This window comes from Mesorhizobium captivum (assembly GCF_033977165.1).
Classification (GTDB): domain Bacteria; phylum Pseudomonadota; class Alphaproteobacteria; order Rhizobiales; family Rhizobiaceae; genus Mesorhizobium; species Mesorhizobium captivum.
In genome coordinates this window covers 36,842-54,635 of the sequence record NZ_JAVIJB010000038.1, presented here as the reverse complement: position 1 = coordinate 54,635, position 17,794 = coordinate 36,842, and the positions used below count along the sequence as shown (strand labels likewise).

Sequence of the window (17,794 nt, the reverse complement as noted above, 5' to 3'; positions counted from 1 at the left end):
TCAGGTCCTGAAGATCGGCGTTTCTAACCGGTCGCCTGCGTCTTCCTGGCTTCCTTCATGTTCGGCAGGAACACCGTCAGCAGGCCGAGGAAGGGCAGGTAGGAGCAGATCTGGTAGACGAAGTCGATGCCCTTCATGTCGGCGATGATGCCGAGCACCGCGGCGGCGATGCCGCCCATGCCGAAGGCGAAACCGAAGAAGATGCCGGCAATCATGCCGACGCGGCCGGGGACCAGCTCCTGCGCGAAGACGACGATGTTGGAGAAGGCCGATGACAGGATGAGGCCGATCAGCACGGTGAGCACCATCGTCCATTCCAGGTTGGCGTAGGGGAGCACCAGCGTGAACGGCAGCACGCCGACGATCGAGAACCAGATCATCGCCTTCTGTCCGTAACGGTCGCCGAACGGGCCGCCGAGCAGGATGCCCAGCGCCGAGGCGCCGAGGAAGAGGAACAGCATCACCTGCGACATCTGCACCGAAACGCCGAACTTATGGATGGCGTAGAAGGTGTAGTAGCTGGAGAGCGAGGCGATATAGGCGTTCTTGGTCAGCACCAGCAGCGTCAACACCGCCAATGCCCACATGACCTTGTTGCGCGGGAAGGGGGAGACGTGGGCCGCCTGCTTGCGGGTGGCCATCGAGGCGCGCAGCCGGCTGTACCAGCCGCCGACTTGCCACAGAACGACGATGCCGATCAGCGAGCCGACGGCGAACCAGGAAATGCTGGTCTGGCCGAACGGCACGACGATAAAGGCGGCGAGCAGCGGGCCCATCGCCTGGCCGAAATTGCCGCCGACCTGGAACAGCGACTGCGCCAGGCCGAAGCGGCCGCCGGAGGCGAAGCGGGCGATGCGCGAGGATTCCGGATGGAAGATCGCCGAGCCGATGCCGATCAGCGAGGCGCCGATCAGGAGCAGCCAGTAATGGCCGGCATGAGCGAGCACCACCAGCCCGACCAGCGACGAGGCCATGCCCCAAGGCAGGGAATAGGGCATCGGCCGCTTGTCGGTGACCATGCCGATCACCGGCTGCAGCAGCGAGGCCGTCACCTGGAAGGTGAAGGTCAAAAGACCGATCTGCCAGAAATCGAGACCGTAATTGTCCTTGAGCAGCGGATAGATGGCCGAAAGCAGCGACTGCATGATGTCGTTGACGCAGTGGCAGAAGCTCACCGCAAGAATGACGGTGAGGGCCGTCGTTTGCGCCGAGGGGTGGCTGGCCGGCGCCGGGGTGGCGACGGCGGTGGCGGTCGTATCGGTCAAGGCAATGCTCCGTGGTCTTTTTGGCGGCGAACCGCAGGCAGCCTTATAGGACGCTTGTCAGGTTACTTCTTTCGTGGTTTGGTCCAATAGTTTCGCAAGTGGGCCACATCCGATGCCGCACGGCCGGGAAATCTTCAGGGGCGACGCCGCCGAACTCGGCCGGCTGCACGAAAGCCGCTGGCAATGGCTGGAGCAGGCCGTCGGGCCGGCAGTCGCGCTGCCGACCGAATATCCGGACGGCTACCACGTGCCGCGGCACCGCCACAGCCGCAGCCAGCTGCTGCACGCGCTGGTCGGCGTGGTGCTGGTGACCACCAAGCACGGTCGCTGGATGGTGCCGCCGGACCATGCGATGTGGATACCGGCCGGCACCGAGCATTCCGTCGAGATGCTGGGCGATGTCTCGATGCGCTCGGTCTATGTCGTGCCGGATGCCATTCCCGGGCTGCCGGAGGGCTTGCGCGTCGTCGGCATCACCGAGCTGATGCACAGCCTGATCGTCGAATCGGAGAAGCTGCCGCAGGGCGGCGAGCTCGAAGGGCGCGCCGCGCTGATCATGGGGCTCTTGCTGCACGAGATCCCGAACCTGCCGGAGCGGCCGCTCGGCCTGCCTTTCCCGTCGGACCCGAAGCTCGCGGCGCTCTGCCGGCGCTTCGTAGCGGCACCTTCGCCGCATGCCACGATCGACGAATGGGCGGATGCTGTGGGCATGAGCCGGCGCTCCTTCACCCGCGCCTTCCATCGCCAGACCGGCCTGTCGCTGTCGACATGGCGCCAGCAGGCCTGCCTGTTCGCCGCGCTGCCCAGGCTTGCCGATGGCGAGCCGATCACCAGGGTGGCGCTCGATCTCGGCTATGACAGCGTGCCGGCCTTCATCACCATGTTCAAGCGCATGCTCGGGACTTCGCCCCGCGGCTATATGCGCGGCGCGCGCGAGGCAGGCGAAGGCAGCAAGCGGCTGACCGGTTCGGTTCAGGCCAGCAGCGCCGCGGCTTAATCGAAAAGGCTGGAGACCGATTCTTCGGTTGCGGTCCGCGAGATCGCTTCGCCCATCAGGTCGGCGATCGAGATGACGCGGATGTTGGGCGCGTCGAGCACGGCCTGGCTCGGCTGGATGGAATCGGTGATCACCAGTTCCTGCAGCTTCGAGCCGGCGATGCGGGTTACGGCGCCGCCCGAGAGCACGCCATGGGTGATGTAGGCGGTGACGCTGGTCGCGCCGTTGGCGAGCAGCGCTTCCGCCGCGTTGCAGAGCGTGCCGCCCGAATCGACGATGTCGTCGATCAAGAGGCAATCCTTGCCGGCGACGGCGCCGATGATGTTCATGACCTCGGATTCGCCAGGGCGCTCGCGGCGCTTGTCGACGATGGCCAGCTGTGCATCGAAGCGTTTTGCCAGCGCGCGCGCCCGCACCACGCCGCCGATGTCGGGCGACACGACGACGACATTGCCGAGCTGCTTGTATTTCGCCTTCACGTCGCGGGCCATCACCGGCACCGAGAAAAGATTGTCGGTCGGGATGTCGAAGAAGCCCTGGATCTGGCCGGCATGCAGGTCGAGCGTCAGCACACGGTCGGCGCCGGCGCGGGTGATCATGTTGGCGACGAGCTTGGCCGAGATCGGCGTGCGGCCGGAGGCGCGGCGATCCTGCCTGGCGTAGCCGAAATAGGGGATCACCGCCGTGATGCGTCGGGCGGAGGAGCGCATGAAGGCGTCCATCATGATGAGCAGTTCCATCAGATGGTCGTTGGTCGGATAAGAGGTCGACTGCAGGATGAACACATCCTCGCCGCGCACGTTTTCCTGGATCTCGACGAAGATCTCCTGATCGGCGAAGCGCCTGACGCTGGCCTTACCCAGCGGGATGTTTAGATAGCGAGCGACCGCTTCGGCCAGCACCCTGTTGGAATTGCCCGCGAAAAGCTTCATGCACCGTTCCTGGTGAAGGATGGAGAGACCTGACGGACTCTCATGAGCGTTTTATGCGGGCTTTTAGCGGCCCGTGCCGGTATTGCAAGCCTCGTGATCGGGAATCCTTCGACAAGGCTCAACAAAGGCTGACGGCATCGCAAGCCGGCAACAGGTTCGTTGGAGCAGTTCAGCGCCCGGTGGAGTCGCTGAACTGCTCCAGCTATCTGCTTTGACGCAATACCGGGCGGAAGACCGTCGCACACTTTCCTGGAATTGCCCTAGCCGGCGCCGCCGCTGCCAAGCCAGGCGGTGAACTGGTCGATCGTCTGATCGGCGATCGCCTGCATGGTCGCCGGCGCCACCGCCGGCCAGCCCTCGGTGCTGCCGGCGGAAGGCGCCTTCTGCTGGCCGTTGATGCGATGCAGGCGGTTGCCCGACGGGTCGTAGACGTCCCAGACATAAATGACGGTGGTGTCCTTGCCTTCGGACATCGTCGAAAAATAGCCCTTCAGCACATGCGTTGCCGTCTGGTCGGTGCTGCCGACAAGTGTGACGCCGCGCTGCCTGGCGCGCGCCTGCAGTTCCGCCGTCAGCGGTGCTGCCGCTTCCACGGAGGCGCCGACGATCGGCGCCACCTGCAGCCGGGTCTTGGCGATAGCGGCGGTCTGAGCCGGCGTGGCGGGTGTCGAAGCCGCCGCCGTCGCCGTGGGGGCAGGCGAGGTCGTGGTCGGGGAGGTGGTGGCCGATGTGCCCTGCGTGGCCGGCAAAGCCTGGGCCGAATTCGCCGGCGGCTTGACGGCGGAAGGATCGAGGACATCCTTGGCGTTGGTGCAAGCGGCAAGCGCCAGCGCCGCAAGCAATGACACGGTCGTCACCTGCGATCGTCTCATTTGCCCGAAACTCCCTGGCGGCGAACGCCCCCGCGTGAACCAACCATTATGGATTCACTGCACGATCAAGTCGAGATCATGGCGGGAGAGCGGCTTCGGCGCCGATTCCGTGGTGAGGTAAGTGCGGCCGAGCGTCATCGCCGTCTCGGTTTCCGAGTCCATAATGATCATGTGGGCGAACAGCGTCATGTTGGGCGCGATCGGTTCCGGATTGCCCTGGTAGAACATCGGCATGTCCATCCAGGATGGCGTGAAGCGGGCGCCGAGCGAATAGCCGCAGGCGTTCAGCCGGTGCTTGGTCAGGTTGTGCGCCTCGAGCGTGCGGGCATGCGCGTCGAAGACGTCGCCGAAGGTGTTGCCCGGCGTCATCGCCTTCTCGACCGCAAGCAGGGCCGCACGCGCGGCGTCGAACAGTTCCTGATGACGCTTCGAGATCTTGCCGGTCAAAACGGTGCGCATCATCGCTGCGTGATAGTGATGGAAGACGCCCGCCCATTCGAGCGTCAGCTGGTCGTTCTTGGTAAGCTTGCGGCGCCCGGCCTTGTAGCGGCAGAGCAGGGCATCCGCGCCGGAGCCGATGATGAATTCGTTGGCGGGATAGTCGCCGCCGCCGGCGAAAATCGCTCCCTGCATGGCGGCAAGGATCAGAGCTTCGTCGCCGCCCTGCTTGATCAGCGGCAACGCGGCGTCGAGCGCATCGTCCGCGAGGCTTGCGGCTTTTTCGGCCTTGGCGACCTCGGCCGGACCCTTGAAGAGGCGCAGCCGGCCGACAATGCCGGAGGCATCGGCGATCTGGCCGAAGGTCTGCAACTGCTCATCCACGCGGCGGCCATTATAGGCGGTCAGCCCATGGGTGTCGTATTCGACGCCGATGCGGGCGCCGAGCAGATCGAGGTCATTGAGCAGGTTGCGCAGGTCGATCGCCGGATTGGCGCTGTCGCGATCGGTCCAAAGCACGATGTTGTCGATGGTCGAGGTGTGGCGCGCTTGCCTCAGATCGGCCGAGCGGGTGAGCAGCACCATCGAGCCGTCGGCCTTCACCACCAGGCACTGGAAGAAGCAGAAGCCGAAGGTGTCGTAGCCGGTCAGCCAGTACATGCTCTCCTGCGCGAACAGGAGCACGGCGTCGAGCTTCTTCTCGGCCATTTCGATCAGCAGCCGATCGCGCCGCGCGTCGAATTCCGAACGTTCGAAATGCAGCGCCATTACTCTTTCTCCAGAACGATTGCCGAAACCTGGCGCCCGTAATCCGCTTCCTTGCGGTGGGTGGTGCGCCGGTAGGAATAGAAAAGATCTTCTTCCGCATAGGTGCAGCGGCCGAGCCCTTCGGCGGTCACGCCAGCGTCCCGCAGCCGGTCGACCGTATATTGGTTGAGGTCGAACATCGAGTGGCCGGGATTTGCGGACGGCTTGAAATAGCGTTGATTGCCGGCGTCGGCTTCGACGAAGCGGGCGACGAACTCCGGCCCGACCTCGTAATTGTCGGGACCGATGGAGGGACCGAGCACGGCGACGATGCGCTCCCGGTGGGCGCCGAGACCTTCCATCGCGGCAATGGTGTTTTCAAGCACGCCGGTAAAGGCGCCTTTCCAGCCGGCATGGGCCGCGCCGATCACACGGGCCTCGGCATCGGCGAACAGGACCGGTCCGCAATCGGCCGTCGAGGCACCGACGGCGATGCCTGGCCGGTCGGTGACGACGGCGTCGGCCTTGGGGCGAGGGCCTGCGAAAGGTTCCCTGGCGATGACGACGTCGGGGGAATGGACCTGATGCGCGGTGAGCAGGTGATCCGCTGTCACGCCCATCCAGTCGGCGACGCGGCGACGGTTCTCGGCGACCAGCGTCTGGTCGTCACTCGAGCCGGTGCCGATGTTGAGGCCCTGGTAGATGCCGCTGGAGACGCCGCCGATGCGGGTAAAGTAACCGTGACGGATGCCTTGCGCCTTCTCCAGAAGGGGCGAGCGTACTGGATCGGGTCTGGTCTGATTCAGCATGGATGGGTTTGTTGTCCGCGCGGGCGATTTCGTCAAGGTGAAGTTCGGGCGAGTGGGAGAAGTCCGGCAAATTGGCCGGACCAGCTTGCACGGGTTGCCTGCCGATGTCAGCCGGTTTTCGCCGCGGGCAGGATCTTCATCACCTTGAACAACTCGCCCATCGCATCGGGCCCGGCGAGGCGTTCGACCGCGTCGGAAATCGCCTGCCGCTCGCCGTCATCGGCCTTGGCGCCCAGTGCTCCGGCGCGCTCGAGCAACCCCATGCCGAGCAGGAATTCGCCCTGCGTGGTCAGTTCCACGTCGAGGCCGTGCGCGCCGGCGCTCGCGGACAGAGCCGCGAAGTCCACATGGGCGGTGAGGTCAGCCTCGCCGGGATTGGCCAGCACGTCTTCGTGATCGTGCCTGCGCAGGGCCTGCAATGTGTCGCCGAGGCCGGGTACAAGATGGCCATAGTCGATGAACAGCCCGGCGCCGCCATGGCCGGCGATGCGCTCGGCTATCGCCGACATCAGCGCCGCGCGGGCCGGCGCCACCTCGGCGATTGCGCCCTGCGGCGCGTCGGCAGCGCCCGGCGGCAGCAGCGCCGGGTCGACGGAACCGGCGCCGGCGAAGAAACGGAGATTGTCGGCGTCGTCGAGGCCGACCATGCGCTCGCGCCAACCGGTGCCGACATAGACGAACTGGCGAATCGGCACCGCGTCGAACAGCTCGTTGCCGACGATGAAAAGCGGCCGTCGGGGCAGCGTGTCGATGGTCTGGTGCCAGGCGAGGGCCGCGCTCTGGCCGGCCAGAGTCTCTTTCTGGACGTCGGCAAGGCACGGACTGGTCTCGATCATGGCAAAGGACGCGCCGGCGGCAAGCGCGGGGTCGAGCCGTGACCAGGTGCGCAGCATGTCCTTCATCAGCGTGCCGCGGCCGGGCCCGATTTCGGCGAAGGTGGCGGGGAGCGGCCGGCCGGCGCGCTGCCAGGCCAGGTAAAGCCAGACGGCGACAAGCTCGCCGAACATCTGGCTGATTTCCGGCGCGGTGACGAAATCGCCGGCGACGCCGAAGGGCTCTCTTGTCGTGTAATAGCCGTCCTTAGGGTCGAACAGGCAGAGCGCCATATATTCGCTGACCGGGATCGGCCCCACGGCGCCGATCAGGTCGACAATGCGCTCCTTCAGCCGGGTCATATCGCTTGCGGTTGCGACACCGGCTTTGCCGTCGCCATTGCCCAGATGCCGGCAAGCACCATCGGTGTGGACAGGATCATGCCCATGGTCAGCCAATTGGTGCCGAGCAGGTAGCCAAGCTGCTGATCGGGCTCGCGGAAGAACTCGACGAAGATGCGCGACAGGCCATAGCCGCAGATGAAGGCGCCGCCGACGAAACGCGGTGTCCTCAGCTTCATCCGCGAATGGGTGAGGAAGCGCAGCACCAGGAACAGCACGAGGCCTTCGAGCAGCGCCTCATAGAGCTGGCTGGGATGCCGGGTGAACGGGCCGCCATTGGGGAATTCGATCGCCCAAGGCACGTCTGAAGGCCTGCCCCAGAGTTCCGAATTTATGAAATTGGCGACGCGCACCAGCCCAAGGCCGACCGGCACACCGGCCGCCACCACATCGAACAGCGTCCAGGTATGGATGCCGCGCTTGAGCGAGAACAGTGTCATGGCAAGGATGACACCGAGCAGCCCACCATGGAACGACATGCCGCCCTGCCAGACGGCAAAGATGTCGAGCGGGTGCGCGATGTAGCGCGGCAGGTCGTAGAACAGCACGTAACCGGTACGCCCGCCGAGCACCACGCCGATCGCTGCCCAGACAATGAAATCGTCGAGGTCCTCGGGCTTCATCGGCAGCTTGCCGTCCGGCCACAGCGCAGAATTGGTGACCAAACGCTTGGCGTACCACCAGGCAAAGAGGATGCCGACGATGTAGCCGACGCCATACCAATGCACTGCCAGCGGTCCGATACGGACGATGACCGGATCGATATTGGGGAAGGGCAGGGAGGCCAGCGGCAGCAGGAAATATTCGCTCAAACTGGGTCTCCCGATTGCGGTCGTCTATCGGGCGCGGACCATGCGGCAGGGTTTTGGCGGGGTCAAGGCAGGCTTCGCTTGCATTCCGCGTCGCGCGCCACTACGTCAAAACCAGCAAGCGAGGATCTGCCATGTCGAACGGACCGAACCGCATTCTCGATGATTTCGCCAAGCTGATGACGGATGCAGCGGGGGCAGCCCAGGGCGTTCGGCGTGAGATGGAGACAGCCTTTCGCAGCCAGGCCGAGCGCCTGCTCAATTCGATGGATGTGGTGCAGCGCGAGGAGTTCGAGGCCACGCGCGAGATGGCCGTCAAGGCCAGGGAAGACAACATCCAACTCGCGGCGCGCGTCGAAGCGCTCGAGGCGAAGCTCGCCGAATTGACCGGACAGGCCGCACCGGCGGCTGCGGCGAAGCCCAGATCAAAAAAATAATCGTAAACTTTTCCACAAAGCGCGATCCGAAAAATCGCTTTGCCGTGAATCGCTTACCGGCATTGCATGAATCTTTTTGACAGCGCCTTTCCACATGCGAATGACGCAGTGCGAAAAATTGGGCTGTTCACGCGACTCCCGATCAATAGACTGAATTTGTTGCATGATTCGGAGCAGGATCATGCGCCGGGCGGTGGGGTCCGGTTGGGGTCTTTGCGTTTGGAAAGCCCTGGCCGTCCGAGTTCTAGACAGATTGTTCGTCGTGTGTGCCCCGCGGAGCGTGTGGCGCTCCCCTGAACACAGGAAGCATTCATGGAACTCCTCGAACTCGAATTCTCCCGCGAAATCCACCCGGTGGATGTCATCGAGCAGGTGGCTCACAACAACGACTGGTCCTTCGAACGCGCCGGCGACGACGAGATTTCGATTTCGGTGGCCGGCAGTTGGACCGACTATCACGTCTCCTTCTCCTGGATGGAGGATTTCGAGGCGCTGCATCTGGCCTGCGCCTTCGACATCAAGGTGCCGGAGACGCGCGCGCTGGAGGTGATGCGGCTGTTGTCGCTCATCAACGAGCAGATGCTGTTCGGCCATTTCGACCTCTGGGAGCAGGAGGGCGCAATCATGTTTCGCCAGTCGCTGCTGCTTGCCGGCGGGGTCGAGCCTTCGAGCCAGCAGGTCGAGGTGCTGCTGTCCTCGGCGCTCGAGGCCTGCGAGTGCTATTTCCAGGCCTTCCAGTTCGTTGTCTGGTCGGGTACATCGGCCAAGGACGCGCTGTCCAGCGTGCTCTTTGAGACCCATGGAAACGCCTGAACCAGGCAGACACCAGCGATGAGTTCCAGCAGCGAGCGCAAGCCCGAGATCAGCTTTGCCGATTTCGACCGCGTCGACATCCGTGCCGGCACGATTATCGAGGCTGAGCCGTTTCCGGAGGCGCGCAAGCCGGCGTTCAAGCTGAAGATCGATTTCGGTCCGGCGATCGGGGTGAAGAAGTCTTCGGCGCAAATCACCAAATATTATACGCCGGAGACGCTGATCGGCCGGCAGGTCTTCGCGGTGGTCAATTTCCCGCCGCGCCAGATCGGCCCGTTCATGTCGGAAGTGCTGACGCTTGGCTTTCCGGATGAAGAGGGCGCCGTGGTGCTCGGCGCCATAGAGCGCAAGGTGCCGAACGGCGGACGCCTATTCTAAAAATTACCGAGCAGACTGCGAAGCGATGGCTGGTGGCCGAAACGCGCCGAGAATGGTCCCTACCGTTGCGGCTGAAAGCACGAGATGGAGGACGTCGAACGGCCAGGCCAGTCCGAAATGCATCAGCATAAGGTTCAAGAAGGAAGGCGACGCGCCATCCGCGGGAATCAGGATCAAGCCTACGGCGAGGCCCAGCCCATATTTGAGTATGGCAACTATTGCGAAAACGATGAACATTATGGCGAGGAAACGCAGACGATTGCCGTCGAGCGCACGCCAGCATCCGATTGGTTCAAACGATCCCGTCCAGAGAAAATCGCCGACAAAGAGATATGCCCAGGCAAGTATGAAACCGCCCACAAGCATGTTGAAGACTCCCCTCACCATCGCCCAAGACGCGACGTCCTCGGGGCTGAGCGGCAGGTCATGTGTGGCCAGCAGGCCGGCAACAAACAGTCTGTGCTCGCCGGCGACCGCAAAGCCGCAAAAAAGCTGGACGGCCGCGAGAAGCAACGCAGCCAGAAGAATCCGCCGGCCGAGATCAAAGCGCATGCCCGGGACAGCGAAGCGTTTGACATTTTCAATGCCGCGCCGAACAACGACACGGCCGCGCTCGGGCGCGTTTGCCATGCGGTCGAGAACGAACGCAAAGACCATCGCCGAGAACGGCGCGGCAACAATCGCGGAAAGCCAAGTCCTGGGGGCAAAGCCTGGCGATAAGAGCCAGGTAGGCACCTGCTCCGGATCGGCAAAAAGAATAAGGGCAAGCACCGCCAGACAGAGCGTCGTCAGAAAGCAGGGAAACCAGGCGGCCACGAAGAGCGACCAGGCATTCGCGCGGCAATAGCCGAACACCCTCGCAACGGTCTTGCTGATGCGCAAGACACGACGCTTCCGCGATACGGCAGGCAACTCGTCCAGCGTTGAAATCGGCGTCAACCCCGCAGCGAACTACTTACGCAGAATAATGCACCGCAAGGAACTGTCGCGCAAGCTCTCGCAAGGAGCGCGCTCGCGGGATCAAAGCTCGTCGGCGCGCGATCTCGCGGCGCATCTAAACAACTTCACGCGGAAGACTTGCCCAAAGGCATTGGCAAGTTATCGAAGTCCAGGATTTCCTGGTGGAAATGCACGAGTCGGCGGCGTCGAAGAGGCGATCCAATTGCCCCCGATCCGCACCGCCGGAGGGCTGACGCCGCCGGCTCTGTCAAGCAGCCAGCTTGCGCGGCATCCCCAGCGCTTCCTCGACCACGTCGAGGAACATCTCGGCGCAGGCCTTCCAACTGTAGCGCATGGCGCGCTGGCGTGCTTCCGCACGGTCGATGTGAAGCGCCTTGAGCGCGGCCTCGCCCAGATCCTCGGACACGGCCCCGCCGACGCCGTCGCCGACGATGTCGATCGGTCCCGTCACCGGGTAGGCGGCCACCGGCGTGCCACTGGCCAAAGCCTCGATGATGACGTTGCCGAATGTGTCGGTGCGGCTCGGGAAGACGAAGACGTCGGCCGATGCGTAGATTTCCGCCAGTTCGTCATTGGGGCGATGGCCGAGAAAATGCGCGTTCGGATAACGGGCCTTGAGCTTTGCCAGCTCCGGCCCTTCGCCGACGATCACCTTGCTGCCGGGAAGGTCGAGGTCGAGGAAGGCGGTAAGGTTCTTTTCGATCGCGACGCGGCCGACGCAAAGAAAGACGGGGCGTGAAAAGCTCGTGTCCTTGCGCTTGTCCGGCCGGAAATGATCGATGTCGACGCCCCGCGTCCAGGGTCTCAGCTTGTTGAAGCCACGCGCGGCAAGGTCGTCCGCCAGCGACTGCGTGGCGACAAGCGTGCCCTGTCCGGAATTGTGGAAGTCGCGCAGCCAGTTGTAGGCCCAGCTCTCAGGCACCGGGAGGCGGGCGCTGAGATATTCGGGAAAGCGCGTGTGGTAGCTGGTGGTGAAGGGACGCCCTGTCTTGCGGCAATAGCGGCGCGCCATGATGCCTAGGGGGCCTTCGGTGACGATGTGGACATGGTCGGCCTTGCGCTGATCGATCAGGCGCGCGACGTGGCGGGGGGTTGTCAACGCGAGCCGAATGTCCGGATAGGTCGGCAGCGGCAAGGTGCGGAAGATGTTCGGCGTCAGGAAATCGACCTGGACGTCGAGGGATTTCAGCGTCTCGGTCAGCCGCTCCAGCGTGTGGACCACGCCGTTGACCTGCGGCCGCCATGCATCGGTGACCATCAGGATGCGCATGGCGATCCTTTGGAAAGGCTTTTGAGCGCGCCCGCGCGGTAGCGGAACGGCAACCAGGCGGCAGCTCGCGCTTCGCTCCAGTGCACCCTTCCAGGCACGACGGGATCAAAGCGAGGCGGCAGGCTCGAATCGATAAAGGTCGCACGCTTCATGGGCGCTCTTGATCATGATTTCATGACGGGCGCATGAACCCTGTCTTTGCCCGATTCAGGCGGGAACCTTGATCACCGCGCGCAAGCCGCCAAGCGGGCTGTCCTCGAGCGTGATGTCACCGCCATGGCTGCGGGCGATGTCGCGGGCAATCGAAAGGCCGAGGCCCGTGCCGCTGGCATCGAGGTTGCGCGCCTCGTCGAGCCGCAAGAACGGCTTGAACACCTCTTCCCGCTTGTCGGGCGCGATGCCCGGACCGTCGTCGTCGATGGTGACGGTCAGCGAGCCGCGGCCGTGGTTGGCATGGACCTCGACGGTCTTGGCATAGCGGAAGGCGTTGCCGATGACGTTGGACAGCAGCCTGGCAAAGGCATTCGGCCGCACGTGCACGGCCGGATCGCCGATCAAGGTGGTGGACAGCTTGGCCTTGCGCAACTGCGCTTCTTCGCCCAGCTTCTGGAAATAGATCTCAAGATCGAAGCGGCCGGTATCCTCAGTAGCCTCGCCGCGGGCAAAGGCAAGGTAGCCCTCCAGCATCGACTGCATGTCGTCGATGTCCTGGTTGAGCGCAGCCTTGGTCTCGGCCTTGCCGCCCGCCAGCGCCAGCTGCAGCTTGAAACGGGTGAGGATGGTCCTGAGGTCGTGGCTGACGCCGGTCAGCATGGCGGTGCGTTGTTCGATCTGGCGCTCGATGCGCTCGCGCATCTGGATGAAGGCGAAGCCGGCGCGGCGCACTTCCTCCGCGCCGCGCGGGCGGAAATCGCGCGGCATCGGCCTGCCTTTGCCGAAGCTTTCGGCGGCTTCGGCAAGGGTGAGTATCGGCCTGATCTGGTTGCGCAGGAAGGGGATGGCGATCATCAAAAGCACCAGCGAGGTGCCGACCATCCAGATCAGGAAGATATGGGTGTTGGAGGCATAGGCCTGGCTGCGGCGCACGAAGACGCGCAAGACCTTGCCTTCGAGCTGGACGCGCACCTCGACGATATTGGAATTGCCGACGGTGTCGATCCAGAAGGGGCGGTTGATCTGTCTGGTGATCTCTGACGACAACGCCTCGTCGAGGATCGAGAAGAACGGTTTCGGTCCGGGCGGCGGCAGCGGATCGGGCGGCAGCAGATCCACCTTCAGCTGCATGCGGTCCTGGGCGATGCGGATGATGTTGGCGTAGTCGGCGTCGTGCGGATAGGTCTCCATCATGTCGATGATGGCGGCGATATCGCGGACGGTGGCCTGCGACAGACGCTGGGTGACCGTCTGCCAATGCCGCTCCATGAACACGAAGGCGACGACCGACTGCAGGAGGATCATCGGCGCGATGACGATGATGAGCGAGCGCGCATAAAGCCGCTTCGGCATATAGAGCGCGACCAGGCGCCAGAACCGGTTCCAGGCGCGCGGCATCGCCTTCAGCGTCCGCATCGCGAAATCGCCGGGACCGCCTCCTTTCGGATGTTCCAGTTGCGTGGTCGCCATTCGCCCTTCCGCTCGTCGATGGCCGTTCAGCAAAAGGCCGTCGAGAGGATGTTATTCCACGCTGAGCCGATACCCAATACCGCGCACGGTCTGCAGCCACACCGGATTGGACGGATCGCGCTCGATCTTTCGGCGCAGTCGGTTGATCTGGACATCGATAGTACGCTCGCCGACGTCCGATTCGTCGCCGACGAGCTCGTGCCGCGGGATGGTTTCGCCGGCACGCGCGGCGAAGATCGCCAGGATCTCCTGCTCGCGGTCGGTCAGCTTCAGCGCCTCGCCGCCACGCTTCAGTTCGCGCTTGGCGATCTGGAACGTGTAAGGGCCGAAGACGAGCTGCTCGACCTTCGGCGTCGCCGCCGGCCCGCCGCGGCGCAGAATGTTGTTGATACGCAGGATCAGCTCGCGCGGGTCGAAGGGCTTCGGCAGATAGTCGTCGGCGCCGGCTTCCAGCCCGGTGATGCGACTGTCGGTTTCCGACAGCGCCGTCAGCATCAGGATCGGCACGTTCTTCTCTGCCCGCAGCGCCTTGGTGAGGTCGACGCCGGTTTCACCAGGCATCATGACGTCGAGCACGAGCAGGTCGAAGTCGAGGCCCGCGAGCTTGCGCCGGGCCTCGCCTGAATTTCCGGCGACCGTGACGCGAAAGCCATTCTCGGACAGGTATTGCTTGAGCAGATTGCGGATGCGGGTATCGTCATCGACCACCAGCAGATGCGGCGCATCATCGCCGGGCGCCGCCGGATGATCAACCTTCTCAGTGGTCTCCATTTTTCTTCCCCGATGTTTGCGCAGGCACAATGTTGATCTGCGCTCTTAGTTCCGGATTGACCATCGCCTCCAGGAATCTTTCGATCGAGGTGCGTTCGGTGGTCCCAGAATCCTCCAATGCAGCACGGATGCGGCGCGACTGTGGCCGCGCCAGCGCCAGCGCCAGCGCGCGGCCCTTGGCGGTCGGATAGAGTTCGCGCTGACGGCGGTCGCGCGGGCCCTGCAACTGGACGATATGGTCGGTGTCGATCAACTGCTTCAACACCCGCGCGAGGCTCTGCTTGGTGATCTTCAGCACGTCGAGCAGCTCGGCGACCGTCAGCCCGGGCCTGCGGTTGACGAAATGCAGCACGCGGTGATGGGCGCGGCCGAAGCCGTAATCGGCGAGGATCTGGTCCGGATCGGAGGTGAAGTCGCGATAAGCGAAGAAAAACAATTCGATGATGGCAAAGTCGATGCCGTCCTCGTCGGTGATCGCCGTTCTGATCGGTTTTCCGGCTGCGGGGCTTCGATCCGTCATCATTTCTCCATGCGAAGGCGGGATTATGTCAGCACTGTTGACGTAATTTCCCCGGCAATGATAATTTTTGACAAGCTTTTCGGCGGATTGCGAACAAAAAAGGCAAGCGAAAGCGGTTTTTCCGGAACTTCCTGAGTTTGCCATGGATTGAATATCCGCCTAGGTTTCCAAGCACCGGCCGGCGTTTCGGACCTGTGGCGCGGCTGACGCGAAACGCTATATGACACAACGATTTGCGGGCGCCCGCCCGCGGGAGGTTTCCATGGCATCTGTTCCCTTCGATCAACTGGAAGGCTTCATCTGGATGAACGGCGAGTTCGTCAAATGGGCCGACGCCAAGATCCACGTGCTGACCCACGGCCTGCACTATGCCAGCGCCGTCTTCGAAGGCGAGCGCGCCTATGGCGGCCAGATCTTCAAACTGACCGAGCACAACGAGCGCCTGCATGAATCGGCGCGCCTGCTCGGCTTCAAGATTCCCTATTCGGTCGCCGAGATCGACGAGGCCTGCCGCACGCTGCTAAAGAAGCAGGGTTTCCAGGACGCCTATGTGCGCCCGATCGCCTGGCGCGGCAGCGAGCAGATGGGCGTCTCGGCGCAGAACAACCGCATCAACTGCGCCATCGCCATATGGCAATGGCCGAGCTATTTCGACCCGGCGCAGAAGCTGAAGGGCATTCGTCTCGACATCGCCGAATGGCGCCGCCCAGACCCGCGCACCGAGCCGTCCAAATCCAAGGCCGCCGGCCTCTACATGATCTGCACGCTCTCCAAGCACGCCGCCGAGGCCAAGGGCTATGCCGACGCCATGATGCTCGACTGGCGCGGCCAGGTGGCGGAAGCCACCGGCGCCAACATCTTCTTCGTCAAGGACGGCAAGATCCACACGCCGACGCCCGACTGCTTCCTCGACGGCATCACCCGCCGCACCGTGATCGGCCTGGCCAAGGATCGAGGTCTCGAGGTGATCGAGCGCGCCATAATGCCTGAAGAGCTCGAAGGCTTCGAGCAGTGCTTCCTCACCGGCACGGCCGCGGAAGTCACTCCGGTTTCGGAGATCGGCCCGTACCGATTCGAGGTTGGCGAGATCGCCAAGACGTTGATGAACGACTATTCTGCTGCAGTGCAACCAAAGCACGCCATCGCCGCAGAATAGCGATAGTCACAGCTTTTTTATGCAGCAGGGGCGGTTTTCGGGCCGCCCCTTTTATTTAAGCGCTCGCGCATTTGACTTTCGAACAATTCGGCGTCTCATGATGGCGTCGGCCCGAGGAGGCTGGCGGCTATGGAGGGACTAGGTACATGGATACGAACACACTCGTTGCGATCGTTATTCAGGTGATCACGGGTGTCATCGGCGGTCAGGCAGTCGGCGCGGCGCTGAAACAGGCGGCAATGGGCCAACTTCCCAAGATCCTCGGCGGCGCTATCGGCGGCGTCGGCGGCGCGGCCATTCTCGGCAGCCTGCTCGGCGGCGGCACGGTCGATCCGGCGGCGGCCGCGGCAGCAGCGGGCGGACTGGGCAGCGCGCTGAACGTGCCTAACATCGTCGGCGGCGCCGGTGGCGGCGCCATCCTGACCGCCATCATCGGCGCGGTCATGGGCGCGATGAAGAAATAGGCCTATATTTTTTTCGGGCTTCGCCATGGGCGGCTACGGCCGCCCATTTCTTTTCAAGCATTTGCTGGCGGCTACGGCCGCCCATTTCTTTTTCGAGGATCATTCGCTCCGGCCGGATGGTGGACGCCGCTCGCTCACCTGTCTACATCTGGGCGACACTTCGAAAGGAAAGCCGTGGGGAAAGGAAAGCCATGGGTCAGCTCAATGCCGGCATCGTGCCGGTCACGCCCTTCCAGCAGAACTGCGCCATCCTGTTCGACATGGACGACAGGAACGGCGTCGTCGTCGATCCCGGCGGCGATGTCGACAAGATACTGGCGGTGCTCAAGGACAATGCGATCACGGCGGGAGCGATCTGGATCACCCACGGCCATATCGATCATGCGGGCGGCGCGATGGAACTGAAAGATGCGCTCGGCATCGACATCATCGGCCCGCATGAGGCCGATCGACCGCTGCTTGCCAACCTCGAGAACCAGGCCAGGCGTTTCGGGCTCACGGATCCCGTACGCAATTGCGTGCCGGACCGGTTTCTCATCGAAGGCGAGACGGTTTCATTCGGCGAGCATGTGTTCGAGGTGCTGCATTGCCCGGGTCACGCGCCGGGTCATGTCGTCTACTACAACCGCGCGGCCAAGTTCACCCATGTCGGCGACGTGCTGTTCCGCGGCTCGATCGGCCGCACCGATCTGCCGGGCGGCGATCACGCCGCGCTGATCGCCTCGATAAAGAACAAGCTCCTGCCGCTCGGCGACGATGTCGGCTTCATCTGCGGCCACGGTCCGGGCGGCCGTTTCGGCGAGGAGCGGCGGACCAATCCGTTTTTGGTCTGACCTGCATCCAAAAGAAAAGCGCCACCGAGAGGCGGCGCTTCGCTTGGGGCAGGGAACCCTAAGCTTTGTCAGTTGGCGACGCAGAAATGCTGCTCGCCGTCATTGCCGGTGAAGGTGCCGGTACGCGAGTTGAAGCTGCGGTAGCGGTCCGAGCAGTACTCGTACCAGTCGCGGGTCCACGGCTCGGCATAGCGGTCGGCATAGACGACACGCGGCTGCGCGTAATACCGGCGAACGGGCCGGTCGACATAATAGCCGTCATCATAGGCTGGATCGTAGTACCTCGGCCCGGGGTTGCTGAGCGCACTGCCAATCAGCGCACCTGCCGCAAGGCCGACCACGCCGGCGGCGAGAGCGTCACCATGGCCACCGTGACGATGATGGCGCCAGCGCCAGTCGTCGGCATTGGCGGCCGAGAAGGTGGCCAGCGTCGTCGCGGCGATGCCCGCAGTCAGAATGGCGGTCTTGAGAATTCGGTTCATTTTC

The 17,794-nt window shown here is 63.6% G+C and carries 20 protein-coding genes; 7 read left to right on the top strand and 13 right to left on the bottom strand.

Going from position 1 to position 17,794, the window contains the following annotated elements; translation table 11 throughout:
• Nucleotides 1–23: 23 nt before the first annotated feature.
• Nucleotides 24–1,265 (bottom strand): MFS transporter, encoded by a 1,242-nt coding sequence (locus RFM40_RS26140; protein ID WP_320229243.1) that lies wholly within the window; start codon nt 1,263–1,265, stop codon nt 24–26.
• A gap of 112 nt (nt 1,266–1,377) precedes the next feature.
• Here RFM40_RS26140 and RFM40_RS26135 point away from each other — a divergent pair, with 112 nt between their 5' ends.
• The gene (locus RFM40_RS26135; protein ID WP_320229242.1) at nt 1,378–2,262 is read left to right on the top strand and encodes an AraC family transcriptional regulator; all 885 of its coding nucleotides are present in this window, start codon (nt 1,378–1,380) and stop codon (nt 2,260–2,262) included.
• On the opposite strand, the gene RFM40_RS26130 is transcribed toward RFM40_RS26135, so the two are convergent.
• From RFM40_RS26130 to lgt, 6 genes are all read right to left on the bottom strand, one after another.
• Nucleotides 2,259–3,194 carry a ribose-phosphate pyrophosphokinase gene (locus tag RFM40_RS26130; protein ID WP_040970951.1) on the bottom strand — a complete coding sequence of 312 codons (936 nt, stop codon included), beginning with the start codon at nt 3,192–3,194 and terminating at the stop codon, nt 2,259–2,261. The genes RFM40_RS26135 and RFM40_RS26130 overlap by 4 nt on opposite strands.
• A 260-nt stretch (nt 3,195–3,454) precedes the next feature.
• The gene (locus RFM40_RS26125; RefSeq protein ID WP_320229241.1) at nt 3,455–4,066 is read right to left on the bottom strand and encodes a hypothetical protein; all 612 of its coding nucleotides are present in this window, start codon (nt 4,064–4,066) and stop codon (nt 3,455–3,457) included.
• A gap of 54 nt (nt 4,067–4,120) precedes the next feature.
• A complete protein-coding gene (locus RFM40_RS26120) occupies nt 4,121–5,272 on the bottom strand; it encodes a M24 family metallopeptidase (RefSeq protein ID WP_320278554.1) in 1,152 nt (383 codons plus the stop codon).
• Nucleotides 5,272–6,060, bottom strand: coding sequence for a peptidoglycan editing factor PgeF (gene pgeF, locus RFM40_RS26115; protein WP_320229239.1), 789 nt, complete (start codon nt 6,058–6,060; stop codon nt 5,272–5,274). The genes RFM40_RS26120 and pgeF overlap by 1 nt, the downstream gene beginning before the upstream one ends.
• A 107-nt stretch (nt 6,061–6,167) precedes the next feature.
• Entirely contained in the window at nt 6,168–7,235 is a 1,068-nt protein-coding gene (locus RFM40_RS26110; RefSeq protein WP_320229238.1) for a class I SAM-dependent methyltransferase, read from the bottom strand.
• Nucleotides 7,232–8,086: a prolipoprotein diacylglyceryl transferase gene (gene lgt / locus RFM40_RS26105; protein ID WP_320278553.1), complete on the bottom strand. Its 855-nt coding sequence runs from the start codon at nt 8,084–8,086 to the stop codon at nt 7,232–7,234. Before lgt ends, RFM40_RS26110 begins: the two co-directional genes overlap by 4 nt.
• A gap of 131 nt (nt 8,087–8,217) precedes the next feature.
• Between lgt and RFM40_RS26100 the strand changes: the two genes are divergently transcribed.
• From RFM40_RS26100 to RFM40_RS26090, 3 genes are all read left to right on the top strand, one after another.
• Nucleotides 8,218–8,520, top strand: coding sequence for an accessory factor UbiK family protein (locus tag RFM40_RS26100; RefSeq protein WP_320229236.1), 303 nt, complete (start codon nt 8,218–8,220; stop codon nt 8,518–8,520).
• A 312-nt stretch (nt 8,521–8,832) separates the two neighbouring features.
• Nucleotides 8,833–9,333: a type III secretion system chaperone family protein gene (locus RFM40_RS26095; RefSeq protein WP_040989643.1), complete on the top strand. Its 501-nt coding sequence runs from the start codon at nt 8,833–8,835 to the stop codon at nt 9,331–9,333.
• An 18-nt stretch (nt 9,334–9,351) separates the two neighbouring features.
• Nucleotides 9,352–9,711: a tRNA-binding protein gene (locus RFM40_RS26090; protein ID WP_320274288.1), complete on the top strand. Its 360-nt coding sequence runs from the start codon at nt 9,352–9,354 to the stop codon at nt 9,709–9,711.
• 3 nt (nt 9,712–9,714) lie between these two features.
• On the opposite strand, the gene RFM40_RS26085 is transcribed toward RFM40_RS26090, so the two are convergent.
• The 5 genes from RFM40_RS26085 to RFM40_RS26065 form a co-directional block, all read right to left on the bottom strand.
• Nucleotides 9,715–10,593 carry a hypothetical protein gene (locus RFM40_RS26085; RefSeq protein ID WP_320278552.1) on the bottom strand — a complete coding sequence of 293 codons (879 nt, stop codon included), beginning with the start codon at nt 10,591–10,593 and terminating at the stop codon, nt 9,715–9,717.
• Nucleotides 10,594–10,918: 325 nt separating this feature from the next.
• On the bottom strand, nt 10,919–11,941 hold the full coding sequence (locus RFM40_RS26080) for a glycosyltransferase family 4 protein (RefSeq protein ID WP_320229233.1): 1,023 nt from the start codon (nt 11,939–11,941) through the stop codon (nt 10,919–10,921).
• Between the two features lie 207 nt (nt 11,942–12,148).
• Nucleotides 12,149–13,564, bottom strand: coding sequence for an ATP-binding protein (locus tag RFM40_RS26075; protein ID WP_320229232.1), 1,416 nt, complete (start codon nt 13,562–13,564; stop codon nt 12,149–12,151).
• Between the two features lie 51 nt (nt 13,565–13,615).
• On the bottom strand, nt 13,616–14,335 hold the full coding sequence (locus RFM40_RS26070; protein ID WP_059188911.1) for a response regulator: 720 nt from the start codon (nt 14,333–14,335) through the stop codon (nt 13,616–13,618).
• On the bottom strand, nt 14,322–14,855 hold the full coding sequence (locus RFM40_RS26065) for a MarR family winged helix-turn-helix transcriptional regulator (protein ID WP_320221844.1): 534 nt from the start codon (nt 14,853–14,855) through the stop codon (nt 14,322–14,324). The genes RFM40_RS26070 and RFM40_RS26065 overlap by 14 nt, the downstream gene beginning before the upstream one ends.
• A 262-nt stretch (nt 14,856–15,117) precedes the next feature.
• Here RFM40_RS26065 and RFM40_RS26060 point away from each other — a divergent pair, with 262 nt between their 5' ends.
• From RFM40_RS26060 to RFM40_RS26050, 3 genes are all read left to right on the top strand, one after another.
• Nucleotides 15,118–16,011: a branched-chain amino acid aminotransferase gene (locus RFM40_RS26060; protein ID WP_320229231.1), complete on the top strand. Its 894-nt coding sequence runs from the start codon at nt 15,118–15,120 to the stop codon at nt 16,009–16,011.
• Between the two features lie 146 nt (nt 16,012–16,157).
• Nucleotides 16,158–16,475, top strand: a complete 318-nt coding sequence (locus tag RFM40_RS26055) for a hypothetical protein (protein WP_320229230.1) — start codon at nt 16,158–16,160, stop codon at nt 16,473–16,475.
• A 191-nt stretch (nt 16,476–16,666) separates the two neighbouring features.
• The gene (locus RFM40_RS26050) at nt 16,667–17,308 is read left to right on the top strand and encodes an MBL fold metallo-hydrolase (RefSeq protein WP_320229229.1); all 642 of its coding nucleotides are present in this window, start codon (nt 16,667–16,669) and stop codon (nt 17,306–17,308) included.
• 68 nt (nt 17,309–17,376) lie between these two features.
• Here the strand turns inward: RFM40_RS26050 and RFM40_RS26045 are convergent, their stop codons facing one another.
• Nucleotides 17,377–17,790: a BA14K family protein gene (locus tag RFM40_RS26045; RefSeq protein ID WP_320274286.1), complete on the bottom strand. Its 414-nt coding sequence runs from the start codon at nt 17,788–17,790 to the stop codon at nt 17,377–17,379.
• Between the last annotated feature and the right edge of the window lie 4 nt (nt 17,791–17,794).